This is a genomic window from Ruegeria sp. AM4 (genome assembly GCF_056540665.1).
In genome coordinates this window covers 208,332-228,042 of the sequence record NZ_JBQFXD010000005.1, presented here as the reverse complement: position 1 = coordinate 228,042, position 19,711 = coordinate 208,332, and the positions used below count along the sequence as shown (strand labels likewise).

The following is a 19,711-nucleotide window of genomic DNA, read 5'->3' as shown; positions in this document are numbered from 1 at the left end:
AGGACGGTACCGGGTGGATCACCAGAAAGGTAAGAATAGTGCGTCCCAATTTAACCTTTGTTCTTGGCGGCGCAGCATCGGGAAAGTCGGCTTTTGCCGAGCAACTCGTTGTTACATCTGGAAAAAATCGCCTGTATCTCGCAACATCACAAGTGTTTGATGATGAGATGCGCCTAAAAATTAAGCAACATATTGCACAACGGGGCGCCGGTTGGGCGACAATAGAGGCTCCGTTTGACCTGACACCAGCCCTGAGGGCTATGACACACGATCAAATTGGCCTGATCGATTGCGCTACAATGTGGCTGACCAACCACCTGCTGGCCGAACATGACCTGGAACAGGAACAAGCGTCATTTCTGAACGCCCTGCGCAGCTGTTCTGCGGATCTGGTCGTCGTCTCGAACGAGGTCGGCCAGGGCATTGTGCCCGACAATGCTCTGTCGCGCAGATTTCGCGAGGCACAGGGGCGGCTAAATATCGCACTTGCCGCACAGGCCGATCTGGTCGTTCAGGTCATTTCTGGATTGCCGCAGGTTCTGAAAGGGCAATTGCCATGACCCGGTTGCATCTGGTCCGACATGGGCCGACCCACGCAAAGACCATGGTAGGGTGGTCCGACCTGCCCGCGGACCTGAGCGATCAGGCCGCGATTGACCGGTTGCAAGCCCATCTGCCGCTGGGCGGGATTGTGGTATCCTCAGATCTTTCGCGCGCCGCCGACACAGCCACGGCCATTCAAGGCGACCGCCGCCGACTGCCGCATCATACCGATCTGCGCGAGATCAATTTCGGCGCGTGGGAGCTGCGCCCCTTCGCCGAGATTGAGGCCGAGGATCCAGACCTCGCCTTCGCCTATTGGGACAATCCCGGGGATGTGCGCCCGCCCGACGGCGAAAGCTGGAACCAGGTGAGGGCGCGTGTCGATGCTACGCTGGGCAGGTTGATCGCGGAATTTCCCGGTCATGACCTGATCGTGGTCGTGCATTTCGGGGTGATACTGACGCAGGTACAACGGGCGCTGAACGTGGATGCACAACAGGCGTTTTCGCACCGCATCGACAATTTGTCGGTCACTGAAATCACCCGTCATCCAGAGGGCTGGTCGGTCGGGCGGATCAATCATTGTCCGTGATCGACGGGCGCACAAATCTCTGATTTACGGCAATGCTTTGGTCGGTCATCGTTTGGTCATGACCTATGATCTCTTTATCGGCGACCGCCTGTTTTCCAGTTGGTCCTTGCGCGGTTGGCTGATGCTGGAAAAGTTCGGCCTGCCGTATCGCTCGCATTTGGTGGGGCTTTACTCGGGAACGATGGCGCAGGATATGGCACCTCTTGCGCCCGCCCGGCTTGTGCCAGCGCTTCGCCTTGCGGATGGAACCGTGGTCGGCGAAAGCCTGGCCATGGCCGAAACCCTGGCCGAGCGGCACCCGGATGCCGGGCTTTGGCCCAGCGACCCTGCAGCCCGAGCCACCGCCCGCTGGCTGTGCGCGGAAATGGTGGCGGGGTTTTTGTCGCTGCGTGGCGAATGTGCGATGCAATTGATGCATCGCTGGGAGGGCTTTACCCCATCCGCCGATACCATCGCCGATCTGGCCCGGATCGAGGCTTTGTGGGAACACGCCCGCACCATTTCCGGGGCGAAGTCTGGCCCTCTGTTTGGATCCTACTCTCTGGCTGACGTGTTCTACACGCCAGTAGCCGCGCGGATCATCGGATACGGCCTGCCAGTATCGGACGCAAACCGCGCCTATTGCCTCGAGCTACTGTCGGATACAGCTGTCCGCCAATGGCGCGCGATGGGTTTGACGATAGAGTATGACCCGTTCCCATACCCACAGGACTTGCCGTCGTCGCCCTGGCCCATTGGCGGCAACTCAGGGGCCACCGCGACAGTGGCCGGGCCTGCGATCAACGCCAATTGCCCCTATTCCGGCGACGCTGTGACGCATAATCTGGAACTCGACGGGCGGATCTGGGGGTTTTGCAACGCCTTCTGCCGCGACAAGACCGTTGCCGATCCGGGGGCCTGGTCGAAATTCCAAACAATGACGCGCGCCGTTAACGAATCCTAAACTGCATTCATGGCAGCAACGTCCTGTTAACCAAGAACAGGCCAAGAGCAGGAAAGCCATGGTTGCCCGCGCCCATACCGTCGCGTTTCAGGGGGTCGATGCCCGCCCGGTCGAGGTGCAATGCGCCGTCTCGCCTGGCCTCCCTGCGTTTTCGATCGTCGGTCTGCCCGACAAGGCGGTGTCTGAGGCGCGCGACCGCGTGCGCAGCGCGCTCAGTTCGATGGCTATCGCCTTGCCGTCGAAACGGATCACCATCAATCTGTCCCCCGCCGACCTGCCGAAAGAGGGCAGTCATTTCGACCTGCCAATCGCCATGGCCTTGTTGTCGGCCCTCGACATCATCCCCGCCGATGCCGCCGAGGGCGCGGTCGCGCTGGGCGAGTTGTCGCTGGACGGCTCACTGGTGCCTGTGGTCGGAGCCTTGCCAGCCGCGATGACCGCTGCGACCGGAGATCGCAGCCTGCTGTGCCCCCGCGCCTCGAGTGCCGAGGCCGCCTGGGTCGATGCAGCGCAGGTTATCGGCGCGGATTCCCTGGGCGATGTGGTACGCCATTTTTCCGGCCAAGCTCCTTTGGACGCGGCTATGCCAGGCGAGGTCCTGCTCCCACCAACCGAGCGGGACCTTCGCGACGTCAAAGGCCAGGAACGGGCCAAGCGTGCGCTCGAGATCGCCGCTGCCGGACGGCATCATCTGATCATGATCGGAACGCCCGGATCGGGCAAATCCATGCTCGCCGCGCGTTTGCCGGGTATCTTACCCCCTTTGACCCCCGCCGAGGCATTGGAAACCTCGATGATCCAGTCCCTGTGCGGCTTGCTGGACGAAGGTGGTATCAGCCGCGCGCGCCCGTTTCGCGAACCGCACCACACGGCCTCGATGGCAGCTATTGTCGGCGGCGGAAAAGGGGCCAAACCCGGAGAGATTTCGCTGGCGCATAACGGCGTTTTGTTCATGGATGAGTTTCCCGAATTCCCGCGTACGGTTCTGGAAACCCTGCGCCAACCGATCGAAACAGGCGAAGTCATGGTCGCGCGCGCCAACGCCCACGTGAAATATCCTTGCCGGTTTATGCTGGTGGCGGCGGCAAACCCTTGTAAATGCGGATATCTGACTGATCCGGCGCGGGCCTGTTCGCGCGCGCCGGTCTGTGGCGAGGACTATCTCGGACGTATCTCAGGTCCATTGATGGACCGGTTCGATCTGCGCATTGAGGTGCCTCCGGTCGGATTCACCGATCTGGACCTGCCACCATCTGGCGATAGCTCTGCCACGGTCGCGGAACGGGTCGAGAATGCCCGCCGCATTCAGGCAGAACGGTTTCGGGACACACCTGCAACCCGCCAGAACGCCGATGTCGAGGGAAAACTGCTGGAAGAAATCGCCGCACCAGATGCCGAAGGCAAGGACCTGCTGCTGAAGGCTGCGGACCGGTTCGGCCTGTCCGCGCGCGCGTTTCACCGCATCCTTCGTGTCGCCCGGACGATCGCAGATCTGGAGGGTGCCGCAAACATCCGCCGCCCGCATGTGGCCGAGGCGCTGAGCTTTCGCATCAGCGCCAAAGCTGCGTCCTAGATTTTGCTTTCGATCGCGTCCCAGATCTTTGCGGCGATGTTGACGCCGTCGAACCGCTCCAGTTCCTGAATGCCCGTGGGCGAGGTTACGTTGATCTCGGTCAGGTAATCGCCGATCACATCGATACCGACAAAAATCTGTCCCTTCTCTTTCAGAAGCGGGCCGATACTGGCACAGATTTCGAGGTCGCGGTCAGTCAGGCCAATCTTTTCGGGACGACCACCGACATGCATGTTTGATCGGGTTTCCCCCTTCGCCGGGACGCGGTTGATGGCACCAACCGGCTCTCCGTCGACCAGAATCACCCGTTTGTCGCCATTGCTGACATCCGGCAGGAATTTCTGAACGATCAAGGGCTCACGCGAGAAACCGGTGAATAGCTCATGCAGCGACGTCAGGTTGCGGTCGTTCGCATCCAAACGAAACACGCCCGCACCGCCATTGCCATAAAGCGGCTTCAGGATCACGTCGCCATGCTTTTCCTTGAACGCCTTGATGGTTTGCAAATCCCGCGCGATCGTTGTGGGTGGCGTGAGGTCGGGGAAATCCAGAACCAACAGCTTTTCCGGGTAGTTGCGCACCCAGAACGGATCGTTGACCACCAGAACCTGACCCTTCAGCCGGTCGAGCAGATGGGTCGAGGTGATGTAATGCATGTCGAACGGAGGGTCCTGACGCAGCCAGATCACATCGAACTCAGCCAGATCAACTTCGCGTTCGGGACCCAGAATCGCCGGGTCACTGGAGATACGCTGAACCGTCATGTCCTGACCGCGCGCCGTAATGCGCCCTTCCTGATAGGCCAGCTGGTCCGGGCTGTAGAAAAACAACGTGTGGCCGCGCGCCTGCGCTTCTTCGGCCAGCCGGAACGAGCTGTCGGCATTGATGTCCACGGCCCCGATCGGGTCCATCTGAAAGGCGATTTTCATGGCGTGTCCTTCGTTCTCACGCCAGTTACATGGCCCAGCCCAGCCTTGTGTTCAATGGGGATCACACATGCCCAAACGCGTTCTCTATGATTTGAACGGCACCCAAGCCATCCACAAGCGCCGCATCAAAGCGCACATTTGTAAGTTGGCCGTCCGGTTCGGTCTCCAGATACTGGGCTGCCGAGGCACAGATGCGGTCGATCTGTCGGCGGCTGATCCGGGCGGCGGCCCGGTCAAAGCTGGAGCTTTGCTTGACCTCAATGAAAACAAGCCCGTTATCGTCGCGGGCGATCAGGTCAATCTCACCCCCAGCCCCGCGCCAACGGCGCTGATCGATGCTATAGCCCCGCCGTTCATAATCGGCGGCCACGCTCAGTTCGGCAGATTGACCGGCATGATAGGAAACACTGCTACGAGCCGATCGTGCGGACATGTCATTCCTTTCCCAGTTTCAATGCCCTTTGGTAAATCGGGCGGCGTGGCAACTTGAACATTTGCGACACCAGATCGGCCGCATCGCGCACCGAATGTGTCTCAAGCGCCTGTATCAATGCCTCTTCTATGTCGGAATCGTTAACAGTTTCGGAATGCCCCCGATCCACCAACAGAACGATCTCGCCTTTGACGGTCTCGTCTTTCAGCGCGGCAGCCAGCTGCGCCAAAGACCCGCGCCGGATCTCTTCGAATTTCTTGGTCAACTCGCGGCACATTGCAGCCTGCCGGTTTTCGCCGAGGACTTCAGCCAAGTCAGACAGACAGGCTGCGACGCGCTTGGGGGACTCGTAAATGACCAAAGTGCCAGGAATATCGCGCAGCGCTTCGATCCGAGCCCGCCTTGCACCTGTGGCATTGGGCAAGAACCCGGCAAAAAAGAACGCATCCGTCGGCAATCCCGCCAAGGTCAAAGCCATCAAAGCTGCCGATGGACCCGGCGCGCAGGTGACCACATGACCGGCCTCAGCCGCCTGTTTGCCCAGATCATAGCCCGGGTCGGCGATCAGCGGCATTCCCGCCTCTGACGCATAGGCAACTGATTTTCCCTCATCCAGCGCATCCAGTATTTTCCCGCGCGCGCCTGCGCCGGAATGGTCGTGATAGGCCAGGATGCGCCGCCCCTCCAGCGGTACGCCATGGATCTCCATCAATCGGCGCAGACTGCGCGTGTCTTCGGCGGCGATCACTTCGGCCGAAGCCAAGATGTCCAGCGCCCTGAGCGTGATGTCACGGGCCGCGCCGATCGGAGTGGCAACAAAGTACAGACCTGCGCCCAATCTGGTCTTTTGAAAATTCAAAGCTGGACCCTCACAGCATGACGTTTATTATCGCGGCGCATAGAACAGCAGCGTCCTAGGCCGCCGGATCAGGGAGTTTTCATTTAGATGTTTAGCGTTTGCAAGCCCGCCCGCAAACTAACCAGATTGGCCTTTGCGCTGACAGCCGCCGCGTTCGTTGCGGCCTGCGAGCCCGGGCTGAACTCCGGCGGACCATCGATCAACACTTCGGAACCGGTCCCGGTTGCCCTGCTGGTGCCGCGCGGATCAGGTCAATCCGGTGATGCTGCACTGGCTCAGAGCCTTGAAAATGCTGCCCGTTTGGCGATGTCCGATCTGCCGAATGTCAATATCGACTTGCGGGTCTACGACACGGCTGGCAGCGCGACAGCAGCATCGACGGCGGCGCAGCAAGCGGTCTCGGACGGGGCAAAGATCATTCTTGGTCCGGTCTATGCCCAAGCAGCAAATGCCGCCGGATTGGCGGTTCTGGACAAGGGCGTGAACGTTCTGTCCTTTTCGAACAACACCACCATTGCAGGCGGCAACGTCTATGTGCTGGGCCCAACTTTCGACAACACGGCGAACCGCCTGGTCAACTATGCGGGCCGACAGGGCAAGTCCGGGATGGTAATCGTACACAGCAACGATGCCTCGGGCCAGCTTGGTCAATCCGCCATCGCCGGAGCGTTGAGCAACAGCCGAGTGAACAACGCCGGATCGGTCGGGTTCGAGCGGTCGCAACAGGGCGTCATAAGCTCGGTTCCGACCATCAAATCCGCCATCGATTCGTCGGGTGCGGATTCGATCTTTCTGACCGCAACCACAGCTGGTGCATTGCCTCTGTTCAGCCAGTTGCTGCCCGAGGCAGGTGTGTCGCCATCGACAACGCAGTTTGTCGGCCTGACCCGATGGGATATTCCACCGCAGACGCTTGAGCTGCCGGGAGTACAGGGCGGCTGGTTTGCGCTGCCTGATCCGGCCAAGGCGGCGGGTTACCGGCAGAGATACAACGCCACCTATGGAGAGGCACCGCATCCGATCAGCGGGTTGGCTTATGACGGCATCGCCGCCATCGGCGCGTTGGTGAGCCAGGGTAAGTCAAACGCCCTGACCGGCGCGGCACTGACGCAGAATGCCGGGTTCCAGGGCGTTGGCGGTATCTTCAGATTGCGCCCGAACGGCACCAACGAACGCGGTCTGGCGGTTGCCACGATCCAGAACAAACAGGTGGTTGTGATTGACCCTGCCCCACAAAGTTTCTCGGGTGCCGGATTCTGATCGGCCCGGGACAGGTGTGACGCCCGGCGGCACCCTGATCTGCCCGGATCATTTGATTTTCGACAGCGCCGGGGTGCGTGCCCAGCTTTTGAACGCCTTTGCGGACTGCTCGGACAACTCGCAGATGCGCGCGGCCACCGTGCGTGTTTTGCGTGATGCGCAGAAGGCGGGCCGCAGCGCGATTGCCGATGCCTTTGCTGCCCGCCCCTTTGATGCGCGACCCCTGACCCGGTCGTACACCTATCTGACCGACCAACTGGTCTTCACCGCCCTGCAGGTCGCAAGCGAACATCTGCATCCGCTGGCAACGCCCACGCAGGGCGAAAAGATTGCGGTTCTTGCGGTTGGTGGCTATGGCCGGGGAGAAATGGCACCGGCCTCGGATGTCGATCTTCTGTTTCTGACACCCTACAAGATCACCGCCTGGGCCGAGAGCGTGATTGAATCCATGCTCTACATCCTGTGGGATTTGCGGTTGAAGGTTGGCCATTCCTCGCGCACGACCCGGGATTGTCTGCGATTGGGGGCCGAGGATTTCACCATCCGCACAGCCATGCTCGAACAGCGTTATCTGGCCGGTGACAAAGCGCTGGCGGACGAGCTTGAACAGCGCCTGAAGGACGAATTGTTCAAAGGCAGCGAACGCGAATTTATCGAGGCCAAACTGGCCGAGCGCGACACCCGCCACCAAAAGCAGGGTGAGCGTTATATGGTCGAGCCCAACGTCAAAGAGGGCAAGGGCGGTCTGCGCGACCTGCAATCGCTGTATTGGATCGCCAAGTACATCTATGGCGTTCATGACGTGGCCGAGCTTGTGCCGCTTGGTCTGTTCACCCCTGAAGAATTTCAAACATTCCGCGAAGCCGAGGATTTCCTGTGGGCGGTCCGCTCGCATCTGCATCTGGTCACCGGGCGCGCCACCGAGCAGTTGACCTTTGACCTTCAGGTCGAGGTGGCCGACCGCATGGGCTATCAGGACCATGCCGGACGGCGCGCGGTCGAGGTCTTCATGCAGCGCTATTTCCGCGAGGCGACGAAGGTCGGCGAGCTGACGCGCATTTTCCTGACCAAGCTGGAAGCGGCGCATGTGAAGGGCGCAGCGCTGCTTGAACGTATCTTCCGCAGAAGGCCGCGGGTCAAACCCGGATTTGCGGTGGTACATGGCCGCCTGGATGTAAGCGATCCCAAGACTTTTCTGTCCGACAAGCTGAACCTGCTGCGACTGTTCGAGGAAGGCCTGCGCACCGGTATGTTGATCCATCCGGATGCCATGCGTCTGGTGACCGCCAACCTGAGCCTCATTGACGATGACATGCGCAATGACAAAGAAGCGCGGCGCATCTTTCTGGACCTGATGCTGAAACACGGCAATCCCGAACGCGCCTTGCGCCGGATGAACGAATTGGGCGTCTTGTCGACGTTCTTGCCCGAGTTCGAACCCATCGTCGCGATGATGCAGTTCAACATGTATCACAGCTACACGGTGGACGAGCATACGATCCAATGCATCGTCAATCTTGCTCAGATCGAACGGGGCGAGTTGATCGAGGAATTGCCTTTGGCCTCGTCGATTCTGAAACGCGGTGTCAATCGCAAGGTCCTGTATGTGGCATTGTTGCTGCACGATATCGGCAAAGGCCGGCCCGAGGATCACTCGATCTTGGGCGCGCAGATCGCGCGCAAGGTTGCCCCTCGCCTGGGCTTGAACAAATCCGATGCCGAGACCGTCGAATGGCTGGTGCGCTATCACCTGCTGATGTCGGACATGGCGCAGAAGCGCGACATCTCGGACCCGCGTACGGTGCGCGATTTTGCCAAAGCGGTCGAAACGGTGAAACGGCTGGACCTGCTGACCGTTTTGACGGTCTGTGACATTCGGGGGGTTGGCCCAAACACCTGGAACAACTGGAAGGCAACCTTGTTGCGGGCGCTGCATGCGGAAACAAAGCGGGCGCTCGAAACAGGTATGGAAGACCTGAACCGCGCCAATCGCGGGGCCGGGGCGAAAAAGGCCCTGCGCGCGGCTTTGGCGGATTGGTCCAAGGGTGACCTCAAAACGGAAACCGGCCGTCACTATGAGCCGTATTGGCAGGGTCTGAACTTGGCGACTCATGTCGAGTTCGCCGAAATGCTGCGCGCATTGGAGAAAAGCGGCAATCCGGGCGACATGGAGATCCGCCTGCATCCCGACGTAGACCGCGACGCCACCCGCGCCTGTTTCGCGATGGCGGACCACCCGGGCATCTTTGCCCGGATCGCCGGTGCGCTGGCGCTGGTTGGTGCCAATGTGGTTGATGCCCGAAGCTATACCACCAAGGACGGATATGTGACGGATGCGTTCTGGATTCAGGACGCCGAAGGCCACCCGTTCGAGGCCAGCCGCCTGCCGCGCCTGACCCAAATGATCCACAAAACCCTCAAAGGTGAAGTTGTAGCCGGCGACGCGCTGAAATCGCGCGACAAGATTAAAAAGCGCGAGCGCGCCTTCAACGTTCCGACGCATATCACCTTCGACAACGACGGCTCCGAGATTTACACCATCATCGAAGTCGACACCCGCGATCGTCCCGGCCTGCTGTTCGATCTGACCCGAACGTTGGCAAGCGGCAATGTCTATATCGCAAATGCGGTCATCGCGACCTACGGCGAGCAGGTGGTCGATACCTTCTATGTCAAGGACATGTTCGGTCTGAAATATCACTCGGAAAGCAAACAGCGCGGGCTTGAAGCCAAACTGCGTAAAGCCATCACCGAAGGTGCCGAGCGGGCGGCCTCATGAAGCAGATTCGTCTGTTCTCGGGCCTGTTCACCGTGGGTTTCTGGACTCTGGCCAGCCGAATACTGGGGTTTCTGCGGGAAATCCTGTTGACCGCCTATATCGGCCCCGGGCCGGTCATGGACGCGTTTGTCGCCGCCTTTCGTTTGCCAAACATGTTTCGCCGGTTCTTTGCCGAAGGCGCGTTCAACGCCGCCTTCGTACCGATGTTTTCCAAACGGCTTGAAGCGGATGAAAACGCGCAGGGTTTTGCGCAGGATGCGTTCAACCTGCTGGCCATTGCCGTACTGGCACTGGTCGGGCTGGCGATGGTGTTCATGCCCGCGCTGGTCTGGATCACCGCCGAGGGGTTCTACGGCGACGAACGGTTCGATCTGGCGGTCGACTACGGATACGTGGTCTTTCCGTATATCCTGTTCATGGCGCTTGCAGCGCTGTTCTCGGGCGTTCTGAACGCAACCGGGCGTTTCGCCGCTGCTGCCGCCGCACCGGTTCTGCTGAACATCTTTGCCTGCTCAGCCCTGATTTTTGGCGCAATGTCCGGTGGAGAGGTGATCCGCTGGCTGATCGCCGTCATCCCACTTGCAGGTATCGCACAACTGGCGCTGGTCTGGGTGGCAACGGAACGGGCGGGTATTCGGATCCGTCCCGGCGTGCCGCGCCTCAGCCCCGAGATGCGCAGAATGGTCCGTATCGCGGTTCCTGCAGCGCTGGCCATGGGGGTGACGCAGGTCAATCTAGTGGTCGGGCAGCTTGTGGCATCGAAGACCGAAAAGGCGGTCAGCTGGCTTTTTGCGGCGGACCGTCTGTATCAACTGCCGCTGGGCGTCGTCGGCATTGCGGTGGGCATCGTCCTGCTGCCCGACCTGTCGCGCCGCCTGCGCGCCGGTGACAAAGACGGTGCGCGCCACGCCTTTTCCCGCGCTGGTGAGTTTACGCTGCTTCTGACCATCCCTTCGACCGTGGCCTTTGTGATCATCCCGAACCCAATGGTTTCGGTTCTGTTCGAACGCGGGCACTTTACGGCCGAAGACACAGCTGCGACCGCTCTGGCCGTGACGATCTACGGATTGGGTTTGCCTGCCTTCATGCTGCAAAAACTGCTGCAGCCGCTGTATTTCGCGCGGGAAAATACCCGTGCGCCTTTCCACTATGCTGTGGTCGCAATGATCGTGAACGCAGCCCTTGCCTTTGGTCTTTTTCCGCTGGTCGGCTGGATCGCGCCTGCAATCGCGGCCTCGGTCGCCGGGTGGGCGATGGTTCTGTTGCTGGCCCTGGGCGCGCGCCAGATGGGCGACGAAGCCCGGTTCGACGAACGTTTCCGGCACAAGGCTTGGCGGATCGTGGCGGCGTCGCTGGGTATGGGGGCGGTTCTGTTCGCAGCCATTCATCTGTTCGGATGGGCGTTCAACATGTCCGGATGGCGGTATCTGGCGCTGATCCTGCTGATCAAAATTGCTGCGGCCACATATTTCTTCCTGGGCCACCTGCTCGGCGCGTTTGAACTGTCCGAGTTCCGCAAGGCCCTGCGCCGGTCCTGATCAGTCGCGACGAATGCGACCGACGATCCGCGCCCAACCCCCCGGGGCCAGAAAGAATGACAACACGAACCCTGTTGCGAACCCGCCCAGATCGGCGACCCAATCCAAGGTTCCGCCAAACAAAAGCCCGAACAAAAGCTGGATGCCCATCAGAACGGCGATTAGCTGAAAGGCGCGACTTTGGTTTTCGCCCACCAATGACAGTTTGCGCCACAGCAACCATGTGAACGCGCCGATCAATCCGTAGACTGGTGGAAACCCTCCGATCAGGGGGTATTGCGGGTTCAAAAGCAACGCATAGACCAGCGCGCCGCCAACACCCGACAGCACAAAGATGATCAGCATCGGGAACCCACCGAACACCTCGCCAACCATTTTCCCCATGGCCAGAACGAAGACGCTGACAAAGACCGCCTGCGTGAAGCTGACCGAGACAAACGGGTAGGTGACAAACCGCATCACATGCTCAAACGGCCAGCGGCCATTCTGGATCATCCAGTCGAAGATATCGGGCGAAAAGGAATAATGCTGGATTGCGTCCAGCCGCCACCCAACCGCAGTCGGCCCGCCGACCAGCCCGCGAGAGCCAAACGTGAACGCCAGTTCAATCCCCATGATGAACAAAACCAGCGCCACGACAACGGGCGGCAGGGGGTTCACGGCATGTGTATTGTGCTCACTGCTCATTGGGCTGCCTTTCGCGGCTGTTGACGTCCCTTGGCCTCATGGGTAAGCGACGGGGGCTGATTTTTCCAGACGGGAGTTCCCTTTGATGACCGAAACCAAATTCACGCCCCGCGTGTTTTCCGGCATCCAGCCTTCGGGAAACCTGCATCTTGGTAACTACCTGGGTGCGCTCAAACGCTTTGTCGACATGCAAGGACCCGAGATGGAGACGGTCTATTGCATGGTCGATCTGCATGCGATCACCGTCTGGCAAGACCCCAAGGAACTGATGCATTCGACCCGCGAGCTGTGCGCCGGTTTCATCGCTGCGGGCATCGACCCGGAACGGTCGATCCTGTTCAACCAAAGCCAGGTGCCCGAACACGCGCAGCTGGCCTGGATTTTCAATTGCGTCGCCCGCATGGGCTGGATGCAGCGGATGACGCAATGGAAGGACAAGGCGGGCAAGAACCAGCAGAACGCCTCGTTGGGACTGTTCGCGTACCCGTCGTTGATGGCTGCGGACATTCTGGTCTATCACGCGACACATGTTCCGGTTGGCGATGACCAGAAACAGCACCTTGAACTGACCCGCGACATCGCGATCAAGTTCAACAACGATTTCGGCGTCGATTTCTTCCCCATCACCGAGCCGGTGATCGAAGGGGCCGCAACCCGTATCATGAGCTTGCGGGACGGGGCCAAGAAGATGTCGAAATCCGACCCGTCCGACATGAGCCGGCTCAACATGACCGACGATGCCGAAACGATTGCCAAGAAGATCCGCAAGGCCAAGACCGACCCGGATGCGCTTCCCTCGGATGTCGACGGGCTGGAAGGCCGCCCCGAGGCGCGCAATCTGGTGAATATCTACGCCGCGCTCAGCGATCAGACACCTCAGCAGGTGCTGGCCGAGGTTGGTGGCAGGCAATTTGGTGAATTCAAGCCGATGCTTGCGGATCTGGCGGTGGCAAAGCTGTCACCGATCACGTCTGAAATGGCGCGTCTGATGGGCGATCAGTCCGAGATCGACCGCATTCTGGCGCGTGGCGCGGAACGGGCGCGCGAGATAACCTCTCCGATCCTGCGTCAGACATATGAAATTGTGGGGATGGTCGGTTCCGGTCAGGGCTAATCGACCTTACAATCTTCTGGACCTGTGCCGGATGCCCTCCTAGGTTTGCCCAAAGCTTGGGAGGGCTTCATGGCAGTCGGCAAAAATATTCGCACCTATTTCGAGGGCCAGTGGCATAACGGCGACACCCCGATCATGCGCGCGGCCGACCACGGTGCCTGGTTGGGCTCGTCGGTCTTTGACGGCGCACGCTTTTTCGATGGTATGTCCCCGGATCTTGAGGCGCATTGCGCCCGTGTGAACCGCTCGGCCGAGGCGCTGATGCTGACGCCAACCGTGACGCCCGAGCAAATGGTCGACATCGTGCGCGAGGGGCTGACGAGCTACGCAGAGGACGCGGCCGTCTATATCCGCCCCATGTACTGGGGTATCGACGGCGACCGAACCGCGATCGTTCCGCAGGAAAACAGCACCGGCTTTGCCATCTGTCTGGAAGAGATCCCGATGGCGCCCGAGACCGCCTCGATTACATTGACGACCACACGCTTTCGCCGCCCGGTTCTGGAATCCGCCGTGGTCAATGCCAAGGCCGGGTGCCTTTACCCCAACAACGCCCGCATGCTGCAGGAAGCGCGTGCAAAGGGCTTTTCCAACGCGCTTGTGGCGGATGCGATGGGACATGTGGCGGAAACGGCGACTGCCAATATCTTCATGGTTCGCGATGGTGAGGTGTTCACCCCGATCCCCAACGGAACCTTTCTGGCTGGCATCACCCGCGCGCGCCACATCAGGAACCTGCGCGCCGATGGTGTCACGGTCCATGAAACCGTTCTGAGCTTTGACGAATTCCACAGCGCGGACGAGGTGTTCATGACCGGCAATATGAACAAACTGACACCAGTTACCGCCCTGGATGACACGCACTACCAGATCGGGCCGGTTGCCCGACGCGCACGCGAGATGTATTGGGACTGGGCCGCAGGCGAAGGTTAGGTTGAACCTGTGCAGTTTGGTTGCCAGCGCGCTGGCAGTCGGGCATGATCCCCGAAAATCATAGAGGAAAATCATGCGCAAATTCCTTGTCGTTCTGGATGACAGCCGCGAATGCCTGAACGCGATGCGGTTTGCCGCTATGCGCGCAGCCCATACTGGTGGTGGTGTGACAATCTTGTCGGTGATCCCGCCGGATGAGTTCAACCACTGGATCGGTGTTGCCGAAGTCATGCGCGAAGAAGCACGTGAACGTATCCATGCCCATTATGAAGTGTTCGCGAAGTGGATGCGGGACAAGCAGAACATCGACCCTGACCTGGCGATTCGCGAAGGCGACCCGGTGCCTCAGATCATTGAGCATGTGCAGCAGGATCCGGAGATTGGGGTTCTGGTTCTGGGCGCGGGTACGGACAAGAAAGGTCCGGGTCCTCTGGTCACGCAATTGACCAAGAACTCGGGCAGCCTGCCCATACCGATCACCATCGTGCCGGGTGATCTGAGCAAGGAAAAGCTGGAAGAAATCACCTGACGGTATTCACATGGGCGCGCAAATCCAGTTCTGGTTCGATTTTGCATCGACCTACTCGTATCTCAGCGCGATGCGCATTGAACAAGCGGCCCAAGAGCAAGGGGTTTCCGTGCTGTGGGAACCCTTCTTGCTGGGGCCGATTTTCGCGGAACAGGGCTGGAACAACTCGCCGTTCGATATCTACCCCGCCAAAGGCCGTTACATGTGGCGCGATATGGAACGGCTCTGTGCAGCGCGTGATCTTCCCTTGCATCGTCCGGACGTCTTTCCGGCCAACAGCCTGACGGCCGCGCGGTTGGCCTTGGCCCTGTCCGATGATGGCGAGCGCGCAAGATTTGCGCGCGCGGTGTTTTCGTCGCAATTCGGGGCTGGGCGAGACATATCCGACACTTCGGTTCTGACCGAATGCCTGACTGCGTCCGATGTGTCTTCGGACATGCTGGCCCGTGCGGGCGATTCGGACATCAAACAGGCACTGTTCGCGCAGGTGGCGCGCGCCAAATCTCTGGACATTTTCGGAGCGCCCAGTTTTGTCGTAGGTGACGAGCTGTTTTGGGGAGATGATCGTTTGGATGCCGCGATATCTCAGGCGGCGACAATTTAGAATCGTTCCAATTCTTGACTTCCGCCGTGTCCGGGCGCATATCTGTGGCACCCAAATCGGAGACGCGCCATGTTCATCCAGACTGAATCCACACCGAATCCGGCCACATTGAAATTCCTGCCCGGCCAGACCGTGTTGGATGCGGGTACCGCAGATTTTCCGTCCGCCGAGGCGGCCGAGAAATCACCGCTGGCAAGCCGCATTTTTGCAGTCAATGGCGTCACCGGCGTGTTCTTCGGGAACGATTTCGTCACCGTGACCAAGTCCGACGATGTTGAATGGGACCACATCAAACCCGCTATTCTGGGCGCGGTGATGGAGCATTTCCAATCCGGCCAGCCGGTGATGGGCGCCGACGCAGCCGCGGCTGCCGGCCATGCCGAGCACACCGGAGAGGACGCTGAAATCGTTCACCAAATCAAAGACTTGTTGGATAGCCGCGTCCGCCCGGCAGTGGCACAGGATGGTGGCGACATCACGTTCCATGGCTTTGACCGCGGTATTGTCTATCTGCATATGCAGGGCGCCTGCGCGGGTTGCCCCTCGTCAACGATCACGCTGAAAATGGGGATCGAAAATCTGCTGCGCCACTATATTCCCGAAGTGGTCGAGGTGCGCCCGGTTGTCGCCTGACCCGACCATACTGGCATTTGATACATCGGCCGCGCATTGCGCGGCCGCTTTGTTGCGCGGCACTGAAATCGTGACCACGCGCGTCGAAACGATGCGACGCGGGCAGGCGGAACGGTTGATGCCGTTGCTGGAAGAGGTTTTGGCCGAAGCACAATGCACGTGGCAGAATCTGGATGCCATTGGCGTTGGCGTCGGGCCAGGTAATTTCACGGGCATCCGAATCTCTGTCTCGGCAGCGCGTGGCCTTGCACTTGGGCTGTCGGTCCCTGCCGTCGGGGTCACCGGATTTGAGGCCCTTGCGTTCCTTGAGCCCGCGCGCATCCCGGCCATACCGGCCCCCCGCGATCAGGTCTATGTTCAAGCCGCAGGCGACGAGCCGCGCCTGATCAGTCGCAACGAAGCCGACGCGCTTGGGCCTTTGTACTTGTGCGACGACCCGGCGTCGCAAGTGCAGGCCATCGCGCGCGTCGCCGCGAATCGCCGGTCCGAGGTCCTGCCAGCACCTGCCCCCTGCTACGTTCGCCCTGCTGACGCCGCGCCTTCCAGCGATGTACCGCCGGTACTTTTGGACGGATGACACCGCAGGACATGGCATCGACCCACGCTGCGGCCTTTACCCAGTCCCGTCCGTGGACGGCGGATGAATTTACCGACCTTTTGTCAAATCGATTCACCCATGTTGTTGGGAACAAAGCCTCTTTCGCCGTTTACCAGGTGATTGCAGACGCGGGCGAATTGCTGACAATCGCCACGCACCCGGATCATCAGAATCAAGGCCTGGCCCGCAAGATCATGCAAACCTGGCACAACGAGGCACTCCGGCTGGGGGCGACGCGCTCGGTCTTGGACGTCGCCGCGGACAATATCCCGGCCCTCGCGCTGTATCGAAGCTGCGGCTATGTGCAGTGCGGGTCCAGACATGCGTATTATCTGCGCGAGAACGCTCCGAACATGGACGCGATCGTGATGGAACGCCTGTTATCCACGGGTCAAACGTAATTTTTGGACCATATGGTCAAATTTCAGTTGACCCCCGGTGTTGCAAACGCTCTTAATTCCCGCCATCACAACGGTTATGCTCGCTCTGAGTGGGTAAACGGGGCTATCTTGGCCTTGGACCGACAAAAAACCAACGGGAGTAACAAATGACCCTGATGAAATCCTTGATGGGCGCGGCCACTGCGGTTGCACTGACAGCCGGCGCCGCCTTGGCAGAACCGGCCCTGATCTTTGACCTGGGTGGCAAGTTCGACAAATCCTTCAACGAAGCAGCGCATAACGGCGCGCAGCGTTGGGCCAACGAGACCGGTGGCAAATACCGCGAGATCGAACTGCAATCGGAAGCCCAGCGCGAACAGGCGCTGCGCCGCTTTGCCGAAGCAGGAGCCAACCCGATCATCACCATGGGCTTTGCCATGGCAGATCCGCTCAGCACGGTTGCACCGGATTACCCTGACACGAAATTTGTCGTTGTCGACGTGACCTGGCTGGACGTACCCAACCTGCGTCAGGTTGGCTTTGCCGAGCATGAAGGATCGTACCTTGTTGGCATGATGGCGGCGATGGCATCGAAGTCAGGCACCGTTGGCTTTATCGGTGGCATGGACGTGCCCCTGATCCGCCACTTTGGATGCGGCTACGCTCAGGGTGCCAAGGCGGTGAACCCGGACGTCAACGTGATCGCCAACATGACCGGCACCACCCCTGCGGCGTGGAACGACCCGGTCAAAGGCTCGGAACTGACCAAAGCCCAGATCAGTCAGGGTGCTGACGTGATCTATGCCGCCGCCGGCGGTACCGGCGTAGGCGTTCTGCAAACTGCTGCAGACGAAGGCATCCTGTCGATCGGCGTGGACAGCAACCAGAACCACCTGCATCCGGGCAAGGTATTGACCTCGATGCTCAAGCGCGTCGACGTTGCCGTCTACGAAGCCATGAAGGCCGGTGAAGACGTAGAAACCGGTGTATTCACCATGGGCCTGGCCGAAGATGGTGTTGGCGTCGCAATGGACGAAAACAACGAAGCACTTGTTTCGCCCCAGATGAGCGACGCGGTAAGCGACGCCCGCAGCGACATCATCGATGGTGATATAACGGTCGTCAGCTACTACGAGAACGACAGCTGCCCTGCACTTCAGTTCTGATATCGCGTGGGGCGGGGGTCTCCCCGCCCTGCTTCCACTCTGCCGCCCTGCATTTGCGCGGCCCTTTTCGGCAATTGAGGACAAGACATGACCGTCCCCGCCATTGAGCTCAAAGGGATTTCCAAAGCCTTTGGGCCGGTTCAGGCCAACAAGGACATCTCGATCAGCGTCGCCCCCGGTACGATCCACGGGATCATCGGTGAAAACGGCGCGGGCAAGTCCACGCTGATGAGCATTCTCTACGGTTTCTACAAGGCCGACAAAGGTGAGATCTGGATCAACGGCACCAAGACCGACATCCCTGACAGCCAGGCGGCCATCGCCTCGGGCATCGGGATGGTATTCCAACATTTCAAACTGGTCGAGAATTTCACCGTTCTGGAAAACATCGTTCTGGGCGCCGAGGATGGCGGGCTGCTTGCCCCGTCATTGGCCAAAGCCCGCAAAGAACTGAAAGAGCTTGAAGAAGAATACGAGCTGTTCGTCGACCCCGACAAACGCATCGACGAGATTGGCGTCGGCATGCAACAGAGGGTCGAGATCCTCAAAGCTCTGTACCGCAAGGCCGAGATTCTGATTCTGGACGAACCTACCGGCGTGCTGACCCCGGCCGAGGCCGATCAGCTGTTCCGCATCCTTGACCGGCTGCGGGCCGAGGGCAAAACGATCATCGTGATCACGCATAAGCTGCGAGAGATCATGGAGAATACTGACACGGTGTCGGTGATGCGTCGTGGTCAAATGACCGCCACAGTGAAAACGGCCGAGACGAACCCGGAAGAGCTGGCCGAACTGATGGTTGGCCGCAAAGTGCTGTTGCAGGTCGACAAGGTTCCGGCCCAACCCGGCAAACCGATTCTGGAAATCGAAAACCTGCAGGTCTTTGACTCGTCGGGTGTCGAGCGGGTCAAGGGTATCGACCTGACCGTTCGTGCGGGCGAAATTGTCGGCATCGCTGGTGTTGCCGGTAACGGCCAATCCGAACTGCTTGAAGTTCTGGGAGGGATGCGTCCCGGACAGGGTTTGATCAAACTGAATGGAGAGTCCCTGCCGCTCAGCGGTCATGGCTCTGACGGTCAGGCCCGGCGGGCGCAGCATATCGCGCACGTGCCCGAAGATCGGCAGCGCGAAGGTCTAATCATGGACTTTCATGCTTGGGAAAACGTGGCCTTCGGCTATCACCGCGATCCGGCCTACAAACGTGGGCTATTCATGGACAACGCGGCACTGCGCGCCGATACCGAAGCCAAGATCGAGAAATTCGATGTCCGCCCGCCCAACGCCTGGCTGACGGCCAAAAGCTTTTCGGGCGGCAACCAGCAAAAGATTGTCGTCGCGCGCGAGATTGAGCGAAATCCGGATCTGCTGCTGGTGGGCCAGCCCACGCGCGGCGTGGATATCGGTGCGATTGAGTTCATTCACAAGCAGATCGTCGCCCTGCGTGACCAGGGCAAGGCAATCCTGCTGGTCTCGGTCGAACTGGAAGAAATATTCTCGCTGTCCGACCGGATCGCAGTGATGTTCGACGGTCATATCATGGGCGAACGCCTGCCGCACGAAACAGATGAAAAAGAACTGGGCCTGTTGATGGCCGGTGTTGCCGGGGAGGCCGCGTAAC

Annotated in this window: 20 protein-coding genes; 16 read left to right on the top strand and 4 right to left on the bottom strand. The window is 59.9% G+C overall.

What is annotated here, in order from left to right; translation table 11 throughout:
- The first annotated feature begins 38 nt into the window (after window positions 1-38).
- From cobU to ACR0JA_RS12430, 4 genes are read left to right on the top strand one after another with little or no spacing between them, the layout of a single operon-like run.
- Window positions 39-560 carry a bifunctional adenosylcobinamide kinase/adenosylcobinamide-phosphate guanylyltransferase gene (gene cobU / locus ACR0JA_RS12445; protein WP_480574917.1) on the top strand — a complete coding sequence of 174 codons (522 nt, stop codon included), beginning with the start codon at window positions 39-41 and terminating at the stop codon, window positions 558-560.
- Window positions 557-1,135 carry a histidine phosphatase family protein gene (locus tag ACR0JA_RS12440; protein ID WP_480574915.1) on the top strand — a complete coding sequence of 193 codons (579 nt, stop codon included), beginning with the start codon at window positions 557-559 and terminating at the stop codon, window positions 1,133-1,135. Before cobU ends, ACR0JA_RS12440 begins: the two co-directional genes overlap by 4 nt.
- Window positions 1,136-1,193: 58 nt before the next feature.
- Window positions 1,194-2,078 carry a glutathione S-transferase gene (locus ACR0JA_RS12435; RefSeq protein ID WP_480574912.1) on the top strand — a complete coding sequence of 295 codons (885 nt, stop codon included), beginning with the start codon at window positions 1,194-1,196 and terminating at the stop codon, window positions 2,076-2,078.
- 58 nt (window positions 2,079-2,136) lie between these two features.
- On the top strand, window positions 2,137-3,651 hold the full coding sequence (locus ACR0JA_RS12430; protein ID WP_480574909.1) for a YifB family Mg chelatase-like AAA ATPase: 1,515 nt from the start codon (window positions 2,137-2,139) through the stop codon (window positions 3,649-3,651).
- Here the strand turns inward: ACR0JA_RS12430 and gshB are convergent.
- The 3 genes from gshB to rsmI form a co-directional block, all read right to left on the bottom strand.
- The gene (gene gshB / locus ACR0JA_RS12425; protein ID WP_480574906.1) at window positions 3,648-4,580 is read right to left on the bottom strand and encodes a glutathione synthase; all 933 of its coding nucleotides are present in this window, start codon (window positions 4,578-4,580) and stop codon (window positions 3,648-3,650) included. The two genes, ACR0JA_RS12430 and gshB, sit on opposite strands and share 4 nt — an antisense overlap.
- 61 nt (window positions 4,581-4,641) lie before the next feature.
- Complete coding sequence (locus ACR0JA_RS12420; protein ID WP_480574904.1) at window positions 4,642-5,013, bottom strand: YraN family protein; 372 nt, start codon at window positions 5,011-5,013, stop codon at window positions 4,642-4,644.
- A gap of 1 nt (window position 5,014) precedes the next feature.
- Window positions 5,015-5,872, bottom strand: a complete 858-nt coding sequence (rsmI, locus tag ACR0JA_RS12415) for a 16S rRNA (cytidine(1402)-2'-O)-methyltransferase (protein ID WP_480574901.1) — start codon at window positions 5,870-5,872, stop codon at window positions 5,015-5,017.
- 87 nt (window positions 5,873-5,959) lie between these two features.
- Between rsmI and ACR0JA_RS12410 the strand changes: the two genes are divergently transcribed.
- From ACR0JA_RS12410 to murJ, 3 genes are read left to right on the top strand one after another with little or no spacing between them, the layout of a single operon-like run.
- Window positions 5,960-7,132, top strand: coding sequence for a penicillin-binding protein activator (locus ACR0JA_RS12410; RefSeq protein WP_480574898.1), 1,173 nt, complete (start codon window positions 5,960-5,962; stop codon window positions 7,130-7,132).
- Complete coding sequence (locus ACR0JA_RS12405) at window positions 7,092-9,911, top strand: [protein-PII] uridylyltransferase (RefSeq protein WP_480574895.1); 2,820 nt, start codon at window positions 7,092-7,094, stop codon at window positions 9,909-9,911. Before ACR0JA_RS12410 ends, ACR0JA_RS12405 begins: the two co-directional genes overlap by 41 nt.
- On the top strand, window positions 9,908-11,449 hold the full coding sequence (murJ, locus tag ACR0JA_RS12400) for a murein biosynthesis integral membrane protein MurJ (RefSeq protein WP_480574892.1): 1,542 nt from the start codon (window positions 9,908-9,910) through the stop codon (window positions 11,447-11,449). Before ACR0JA_RS12405 ends, murJ begins: the two co-directional genes overlap by 4 nt.
- Here murJ and ACR0JA_RS12395 read toward each other — a convergent pair whose 3' ends face one another.
- Window positions 11,450-12,136, bottom strand: a complete 687-nt coding sequence (locus ACR0JA_RS12395; protein WP_480574889.1) for a rhomboid family intramembrane serine protease — start codon at window positions 12,134-12,136, stop codon at window positions 11,450-11,452.
- 85 nt (window positions 12,137-12,221) lie between these two features.
- Here ACR0JA_RS12395 and trpS point away from each other — a divergent pair, with 85 nt between their 5' ends.
- From trpS to ACR0JA_RS12350, 9 genes are all read left to right on the top strand, one after another.
- Window positions 12,222-13,250 (top strand): tryptophan--tRNA ligase, encoded by a 1,029-nt coding sequence (gene trpS, locus ACR0JA_RS12390; RefSeq protein WP_480574886.1) that lies wholly within the window; start codon window positions 12,222-12,224, stop codon window positions 13,248-13,250.
- Window positions 13,251-13,319: 69 nt separating this feature from the next.
- Complete coding sequence (locus tag ACR0JA_RS12385) at window positions 13,320-14,183, top strand: branched-chain amino acid aminotransferase (RefSeq protein WP_480574883.1); 864 nt, start codon at window positions 13,320-13,322, stop codon at window positions 14,181-14,183.
- A 73-nt stretch (window positions 14,184-14,256) separates the two neighbouring features.
- A complete protein-coding gene (locus tag ACR0JA_RS12380) occupies window positions 14,257-14,712 on the top strand; it encodes a universal stress protein (protein ID WP_480574880.1) in 456 nt (151 codons plus the stop codon).
- Window positions 14,713-14,722: 10 nt separating this feature from the next.
- Window positions 14,723-15,316, top strand: coding sequence for a DsbA family protein (locus tag ACR0JA_RS12375; RefSeq protein WP_480574877.1), 594 nt, complete (start codon window positions 14,723-14,725; stop codon window positions 15,314-15,316).
- Between the two features lie 69 nt (window positions 15,317-15,385).
- Window positions 15,386-15,949, top strand: a complete 564-nt coding sequence (locus ACR0JA_RS12370) for a NifU family protein (protein ID WP_480574874.1) — start codon at window positions 15,386-15,388, stop codon at window positions 15,947-15,949.
- Window positions 15,939-16,526, top strand: a complete 588-nt coding sequence (gene tsaB, locus ACR0JA_RS12365) for a tRNA (adenosine(37)-N6)-threonylcarbamoyltransferase complex dimerization subunit type 1 TsaB (protein ID WP_480574871.1) — start codon at window positions 15,939-15,941, stop codon at window positions 16,524-16,526. The genes ACR0JA_RS12370 and tsaB overlap by 11 nt, the downstream gene beginning before the upstream one ends.
- Window positions 16,523-16,948, top strand: coding sequence for a GNAT family N-acetyltransferase (locus tag ACR0JA_RS12360; RefSeq protein WP_480574868.1), 426 nt, complete (start codon window positions 16,523-16,525; stop codon window positions 16,946-16,948). The genes tsaB and ACR0JA_RS12360 overlap by 4 nt, the downstream gene beginning before the upstream one ends.
- A 146-nt stretch (window positions 16,949-17,094) precedes the next feature.
- A complete protein-coding gene (locus ACR0JA_RS12355; RefSeq protein WP_480574865.1) occupies window positions 17,095-18,093 on the top strand; it encodes a BMP family lipoprotein in 999 nt (332 codons plus the stop codon).
- A gap of 87 nt (window positions 18,094-18,180) precedes the next feature.
- Window positions 18,181-19,710: an ABC transporter ATP-binding protein gene (locus ACR0JA_RS12350; protein ID WP_480574863.1), complete on the top strand. Its 1,530-nt coding sequence runs from the start codon at window positions 18,181-18,183 to the stop codon at window positions 19,708-19,710.
- Window position 19,711 lies beyond the last annotated feature (1 nt).